The 7,105-nt window shown below is 41.8% G+C and carries 5 protein-coding genes; 3 read left to right on the top strand and 2 right to left on the bottom strand.

Features of this window, described 5'->3' with window-relative positions; all coding sequences use genetic code 11:
- The 3 genes from mfd to B4U84_RS04255 form a co-directional block, all read left to right on the top strand.
- Nucleotides 1-3,267 (top strand): transcription-repair coupling factor (gene mfd / locus B4U84_RS04265; protein ID WP_278248289.1); only part of this gene is annotated, 3,267 nt, incomplete at its 5' end.
- 335 nt (nucleotides 3,268-3,602) lie between these two features.
- Complete coding sequence (locus tag B4U84_RS04260; RefSeq protein WP_044451847.1) at nucleotides 3,603-4,241, top strand: histidine phosphatase family protein; 639 nt, start codon at nucleotides 3,603-3,605, stop codon at nucleotides 4,239-4,241.
- 231 nt (nucleotides 4,242-4,472) lie between these two features.
- The gene (locus B4U84_RS04255; protein ID WP_017309611.1) at nucleotides 4,473-4,676 is read left to right on the top strand and encodes a hypothetical protein; all 204 of its coding nucleotides are present in this window, start codon (nucleotides 4,473-4,475) and stop codon (nucleotides 4,674-4,676) included.
- Nucleotides 4,677-4,951: 275 nt separating this feature from the next.
- On the opposite strand, the gene B4U84_RS04250 is transcribed toward B4U84_RS04255, so the two are convergent.
- Together B4U84_RS04250 and B4U84_RS04245 are read right to left on the bottom strand one after the other, a co-directional pair.
- Nucleotides 4,952-5,806 carry an alpha/beta fold hydrolase gene (locus B4U84_RS04250; protein ID WP_017309612.1) on the bottom strand — a complete coding sequence of 285 codons (855 nt, stop codon included), beginning with the start codon at nucleotides 5,804-5,806 and terminating at the stop codon, nucleotides 4,952-4,954.
- 103 nt (nucleotides 5,807-5,909) lie between these two features.
- Complete coding sequence (locus B4U84_RS04245; protein WP_017309613.1) at nucleotides 5,910-7,025, bottom strand: NAD(P)/FAD-dependent oxidoreductase; 1,116 nt, start codon at nucleotides 7,023-7,025, stop codon at nucleotides 5,910-5,912.
- Nucleotides 7,026-7,105: the final 80 nt, after the last annotated feature.

Raw genomic sequence — 7,105 nt, 5'->3', positions numbered from 1 at the left:
CCCTTGTCCCCCTTGTCCTCCTTGTCCCCCTTGTCCTCCTTGTTCCCCCTGTCCCCCCTGTCTTCCTCTCCCAAGTTCGCAATCGTCGCCACCCACGCTGCTTTACAACCCCACCTACCGCCACCAGACGCCTTTGCTCCTTTGTGTCTCACTCTCAAACAAGGGATGGAGTTGGATTTAAATAGTTTTAGTGAAAAACTAGCTACTCTGGGGTACGAACGGGTTGCTTTGGTGGAAACAGAAGGACAGTGGAGTCGGCGGGGTGATATTGTTGACGTGTTTCCTGTGTCTTCGGAATTACCAGTCCGCTTGGAATGGTTTGGTGATGAAATTGAGCAAATTCGAGAATTTGACCCGACAACTCAACGTTCGGCTTTAGATAAAATTGACCAATTAATTCTGACTCCGACTAGCTTTGCGCCTGTGGTGATGGCTGCTTTGAGTGGAGAAAGGCTAGAAAATGTCAAAACTTATCTTTCCGCAGTTGAAAAAGAACAGTTTGAAGCCGGGACATCTTTAGAAGGTAGCCGTCGGTTTTTAGGTTTGGCTTTTACACAACCAGCTTCTTTGTTAGATTATTTACCCACAAATACACTTGTTGCCATTGATGAGCCAGAACAGTGTCATGCTCATAGCGATCGCTGGGTGGAAAATGCTGAGGAACAATGGCTACTTTTAGGCAGCCAGGGAGCATATGAAGACGAAGATGATTCTCCCAAAAGGGAGACGCTACGCGATCGCGCTTTTGAAGCAGCTTTGATTGCTTTACCGAAAATTCATTGTTGGTTTGATGATTGTTTAGCTGCTTCCCAAGCCTTTAACAAGGTATATCTATCAGAAATTGCCGAAGAAAATCAAGGTATAAACCTTGCTAGTCGCGGATTAGCAACGACACCACACGCTTATGCCAAAATTGCCGAAACACTCAGACAAGAACGCGATCGCAATTTCTCGGTTTGGTTAATTTCGGCACAACCTAGCCGTTCTGTTTCACTGTTGCAAGAACACGATTGTCCGGCGCAGTTTATCCCTAATCCCCGCGATTACCAGGCGATTGACAAGTCACAAATTAATCACGTACCCGTTGCTTTCAAATATTCCGGTTTGGCAGAATTAGAAGGTTTTATCCTGCCGACTTTTCGGACTGTAGTTGTTACTGACCGAGAATTTTACGGACAGCACACTCTTGCAACTTTCGGTTATGTCCGCAAACGTCGTAAAGCTGCTTCTAAACAAGTAGACCCCAACAAACTACGTCCCGGTGATTATGTAGTTCACAGAAACCACGGTGTCGGTAAATTCCTCAAGCTAGAAAGTCTCACAGTTAACTACGAAACTCGTGATTATTTAGTCGTGCAATATGCAGATGGTTTGCTGCGGGTAGCAGCCGATCAAGTGAATGCTTTGTCACGTCTTCGCACCACCAGCGACAAGCCACCAGAACTAAATAAAATGACTGGTAAGGCTTGGGAAAACACCAAGAACAAAGTCCGCAAAGCCATCAAGAAATTGGCGGTAGATCTACTAAAATTATATGCAGCGCGATCGCAACAAAAAGGTTTTGCCTATCCGGTAGATATGCCTTGGCAGCAGGAACTAGAAGATTCGTTCCCCTACCAACCCACAACCGACCAGCTAAAAGCTGTACAAGATGTGAAACGGGACATGGAAAGCGATCGCCCGATGGATCGCTTAGTATGTGGCGATGTTGGTTTCGGTAAAACTGAGGTGGCTATCCGTGCTATTTTTAAAGCAGTCACCGCCGGAAAACAAGTTGCACTCCTTGCGCCTACTACTATCCTAACGCAGCAACATTATCACACTCTCAAAGAACGCTTTGCCCCTTACCCAATTAACATTGGTTTACTTAACCGCTTCCGTACTGCCCAAGAACGACGCGATATTCAAAAACGCCTAGCAAGCGGTGAATTAGATGTAGTCGTAGGTACACACCAATTATTAGGTAAAGATGTACACTTCAAAGATTTGGGTATGTTGGTGGTAGATGAAGAACAACGGTTTGGGGTGAATCAGAAAGAAAAAATTAAAACCTTGAAAACTCTGGTTGATGTGTTGACTCTCTCAGCCACCCCCATTCCCCGCACCTTGTATATGTCTTTATCAGGTATCCGGGAAATGAGTTTAATTGCTACACCTCCACCATCGCGCCGTCCAATTAAAACTCACCTCGCACCCATAAACCCCGAAACAGTTCGTAGTGCGATTCGTCAAGAACTCGACAGAGGTGGACAGGTGTTTTATGTTGTACCCCGGATTGAAGGTATCGAAGAAACAACAGATGGGTTGCGGGAAATGATTCCAGGAGCGAGAATTGCGATCGCTCACGGACAAATGGAAGCCAGCGAATTAGAATCGATCATGCTTTCCTTCAGCAATGGAGAAGCAGATATTTTGGTTTGTACAACGATTATTGAATCTGGTTTGGATATTCCCCGCGTCAACACAATTTTAATTGAAGATGCCCATCGTTTTGGTTTGGCACAGTTGTATCAATTGCGGGGACGGGTAGGACGGGCCGGAATTCAAGCTCACGCTTGGTTATTTTACCCGAAACAACGTACATTATCTGATGCTGCTCGCCAGCGATTACGAGCCATCCAAGAATTTACACAGTTGGGTTCCGGGTATCAATTAGCTATGCGGGATATGGAAATTCGCGGTGTTGGTAACTTATTGGGTGCAGAACAATCTGGACAAATGGAAGCGATCGGCTTCGATTTATACATGGAAATGTTAGAAGAAGCGATACGAGAAATCCGAGGACAAGAAATACCCAAAGTTGAAGATACTCAAATCGATCTCAACCTCACAGCCTTTATTCCTGCTGATTATATTCCCGATATTGATCAAAAGATGAGCGCTTATCGTGCAGTGGCTGCTGCTAAATCTAAAGAAGAATTAACACAAATTGCTGCCGAATGGAGCGATCGCTACGGAACAATTCCCAAACCTGCAAATCAACTATTAAGAGTCATGGAATTGAAACAATTAGCGAAAAAGTTAGGCTTTAGCCGGATTAAACCAGAAGCAAAACAACACGTTGTTTTAGAAACACCAATGGAAGAACCTGCTTGGAACCTATTAGCACAGAACTTAAGCGAAAGTCTCAAATCTCGCTTTGTTTATTCTTCAGGGAAAGTCACAGTACGCGGTTTGGGAGTGTTCAAAGCAGATCAACAATTGCAAACCCTAGTTGATGCATTTGAGAAAATGCAGGGTGCAGTTGTAGAAGCGGCGGTTGTTTAACATGTACTAGTACTTCGGTTAGATCCCCGACTTTTTAAAAAAGTCGGGGATCTGACCAACTTGTCAAAATCAATATGGTGAACTACTAGACAAAATGTTTGCGACACCTTCAGAATATGAGACGCGATAAATCGCGTCTCTACAGAATTCATCTGTCGCATTCTTTTTTCAAATTGGTATTACCCTACCTTCGGAACCGGAACGCCAATTTCAAAAGTTTGTGGTTGATTGACTTTTTTGATTGATGACTTTGTCCTGGTGTCACATAAAAGATTTCGAGATTGATGGTATTTTATTTAGGCACAAACTCCTTTATCCCAATCGCGATACAAGCTATGACACTCAATTTATATTTACTGCGACATGGAGAAACTACTTTTAGTCAAAGTGGTAATTTCTGCGGTGAAACTGATGCGGAATTGACAACAGAAGGGATACAAATGGCAAAGAGTTTTGCTGATGTTTATCAAAAATTGAAGTGGTCAGGGGTTTATGTTAGCCCGATGAAGCGCACAATTGCAACTGCCAAGCCATTTTGTGATGCTATCGGTATGGATATGCAGTTGCGTGACGGACTTAGAGAAGGTAGTTACGGCTGTTGGGAAACTAAGAGTAAATCGTTTGCCCAAGAGAATTACGCAGAAAACTATGTAAAATGGTTAACAGAACCCGCTTGGAATGCACCACTAGGTGGAGAAACTGCGGTAGATATTGCTAACCGTTCTATGCCTGTAATTGCTGAAATTCAAGAAAAACATCCCCAAGGTAATGTTTTAGTAGTTTCCCATAAAGCCACGATTCGGATTATGCTTTGCAGTTTACTGGGAATTGATTTGGGACGCTATCGCTATCGGGTGAATATTTTGGTCGCGTCGGTAAGTATGGTTAAATTTGACGTTCATGGCCCTTTGTTAGAAATATTAGGCGATCGCCATCATATACCCGATCATATTCGCTCTCGTCCGGGAACATAATAGTCGCTATTAGTACTTTGTCAAGAAACTATTGATATGATATCTGCGGAAGTGGTAACTTAACTTTTAGAACACCCCTCGTTGTTTTGCCACCTTTTATTAAACTCATCAACAACATCTTGTGCCTTTGTGTTGTTTCCTAAAAAAATTTCAAAAAAGTACAACCACCTTAATTAATGTTAAATTAAATGAACCTGAGTGAATCAAGCCTAATTTAAAACCTTTACAAAAATGCCTAATCCTAAAGGAACTCCTGAAAATCTCAAGAAATTTGTAACTGACAGAGAAGAACCATTAACTGAACAATGGACATTACGGATTACAAAAACAATGAAACAGAGATTGAATCAAGTTGACGATGCAAGAGAATTTTGTCGTCAAGCTATTCAAAAAGCATTAGATGAACTTGAGCAAATAAATCAGCAAGATAGCTAATACCATTTTAGATTTTGGATTACTCTACAAGAAGCCTATGAGCGCGTCTATGGATTTTGGAAAATGGAATTGACAATTTGTGTCTTTTCACGTTAATCACGATACACATAAATTTTGTACCAAACGCAATATATCGCGTCTGGTACAGGGTCTGTATTTGTATCAGATTTTTTGTGAAATGGTATAAGTCAAACAGTCTGTTTAAGCAGACTTGAGCTATGAGACTGCGATTTCAATCGCAGGTTTTTTGAACATTTCGGATGCTCCCTTGGTATCTACTGCTTTTCTTCAGCACGACGCACGAAAGGTAACAAATCTTCTAAGATAGTTTCGTGGTAATGCTCTTGTGGATAATGCCCAACATTATTTAATTTTACTAATTCTCCATTAGGTACAGATTTAGCAAAGTTTTCTGCCATATCAACATTCAACCAAGGATCAATAGCTCCCCATTGAATTAATATTGGTTGTTGCCAATCTTTAAAACCAGTTTCGATTTCAGACATGGCTTTTGCAAGTTGCAAATTGCGAATTGTTGAGAGAAGCGCGCGTCCAGCAGCAGATGTTTTTAAGAATGGTTTGCGGTAAACATCTAAATCTTTGTCAGGAATAATATAACGACTACCACCTTCCAAAGTTCTATCTACTAACAGGGGGTCTTGAGTCATCATGTCGCCTGCAAAAGGTAGACCCATTTGTTGAATTTTCCAAGGTAATTTGGCAGTGCTAGAAATTGGTGTATTGAGTATAGCAATATTAGCTATTTGTTCTGGATGACGCAAAGCATATTGCAGCCCCACAGAACCTAAAAAACCTTGGACAATTAAAGAAAAACGTTCTAATTCTAAAGCTTGAATAAATCCTTCTAAGGCTGTAATAAATGCATCGGGAGTGTAAGCAAAATCTCTTTTTTCCGGTTTAGCAGAAAAGCCAAAACCAATCCAATCTGGTGCGATCGCTTTTGTTCCTTGTTGTGCTAATACGGGTAAAATATTACGCCAACTATAGCTTTGGGAAACTAAACCATGTAGCAATACAACAGGTAATAAATCAGTTCTACCAATTGGTTCGGCTAATCTGTAAAACCATTCTCGTGAATCTACGGTAATTTTATGTTCTGTTAAAGACATTTTTATTAAAAATGCAAGGGCGTAAATAAAAATAGGTTTGTAGTGAGCGCTTTAGCGCTTGAATATTCAAGGACTAAAGTCCTTACTACAAACCTATGTTTTTCTAATTAGCAATAATCATCTCACGAATCGCGTCAGCTGTTGCGGGTGCAAGTAAGATACCGTTGCGATAATGTCCAGTAGCAAGCAAGACGTTACTAAAGCCTGATAGTTTTTCTATAATCGGAGCGGGTCGTCCTTCGGGGCGAGGACGTAAACCAGACCAAGTACGGATAGTAGTGGCTTTTGCTAAATCTGGACAGAAGGCGATCGCTTGTTGTTTGATAGATTCAAGCAATTCTGTGTTGGGTGGTATCTCATTACTACCGTTTGTGGGGAACTCAACTGTTGCGCCTATCCAGTAATCTCCATCACCAACAGGAACAATATGCACATCATTACCAGTAATTACTGGCTGAAAATCAGGATTACCCAAAGAATGTTCTAATCTGAGTTGCAAAGCTTGCCCTAATACAGGACGGATGTCAACCATCTGGTTTAACTGTGCTGATAATGGTGATGAACCAAGTCCAGCAGCAACTACAAACCAATCTGCTGTAAAATTCCCTTGTGTTGTCTCCACTTGTTGACAAATATCCCCTTGCTGAGATGGTGGAGTTATGCCTAAAACATTCACACCAAATTTAAAGGTAACACCATTGTTTTGAGCAGCTGCAACTAAAGCTAATGTTAGAGATGTGGGGTCTAGTTGGCGATCTTGAGGAGAATAGACAGCACCAATAATATTTTTATCTTCTACCTGTGGACAGATATTTTGTAATTTAGCCGGCTCCCAAATTTCTAGCTGATAACCTTGAGTGTGGCGAATTTCAGTTAGTTTTTGCCATTGTGAGATTTCCTCATCTGCGACACCAGAATCTGTACTTCTCGTCAACAGCATGAGAATTCCTTGGCGGTTAAAAGCAATCTTGTGATTTGTCAGTTCTTCTAATTCTGGAATCAGGCTTTCGTAGCGTTGGATGCTAGTCTGACGCATCCGCCAAGCTTTTCCTTTGATTTTGTGGCTGATGATACCCATTAAAACACCCAAAGCTGCCCCTGTGGAAGCTTGAGCGGGTGGTTGTTTGTCTATTACTGTGATCTTCAACTGCTTGACTAGACTCAGTTCATAGGCGATCGCAGCTCCAACTGCACCACAACCAATAATAACTACATTCATGATTTTTAAGAAGGGATCGGGGAAAGGGGATCAGGGATTGGGGATAAGGCTAAACAAGTCAAAAGTCAAAAAGTTCTTAA

It is taken from the genome of Westiellopsis prolifica IICB1 (assembly GCF_004323185.1).
GTDB lineage: Bacteria > Cyanobacteriota > Cyanobacteriia > Cyanobacteriales > Nostocaceae > Pelatocladus > Pelatocladus prolificus_A.
The sequence above is the reverse complement of the archived record's forward strand: the minus strand, read 5'-3'. Positions and strand labels throughout refer to the sequence as shown.

What these genes read in the sequence shown, in the direction of transcription:
- B4U84_RS04250 (WP_017309612.1), bottom strand. Translation starts at nt 5,806, where the DNA reads ATGTCTTTAACAGAACATAAAATTACCGTAGATTCACGAGAATGGTTT.
- B4U84_RS04260 (WP_044451847.1), top strand. Translation starts at nt 3,603, where the DNA reads ATGACACTCAATTTATATTTACTGCGACATGGAGAAACTACTTTTAGT.
- B4U84_RS04245 (WP_017309613.1), bottom strand. Translation starts at nt 7,025, where the DNA reads ATGAATGTAGTTATTATTGGTTGTGGTGCAGTTGGAGCTGCGATCGCC.
- B4U84_RS04255 (WP_017309611.1), top strand. Translation starts at nt 4,473, where the DNA reads ATGCCTAATCCTAAAGGAACTCCTGAAAATCTCAAGAAATTTGTAACT.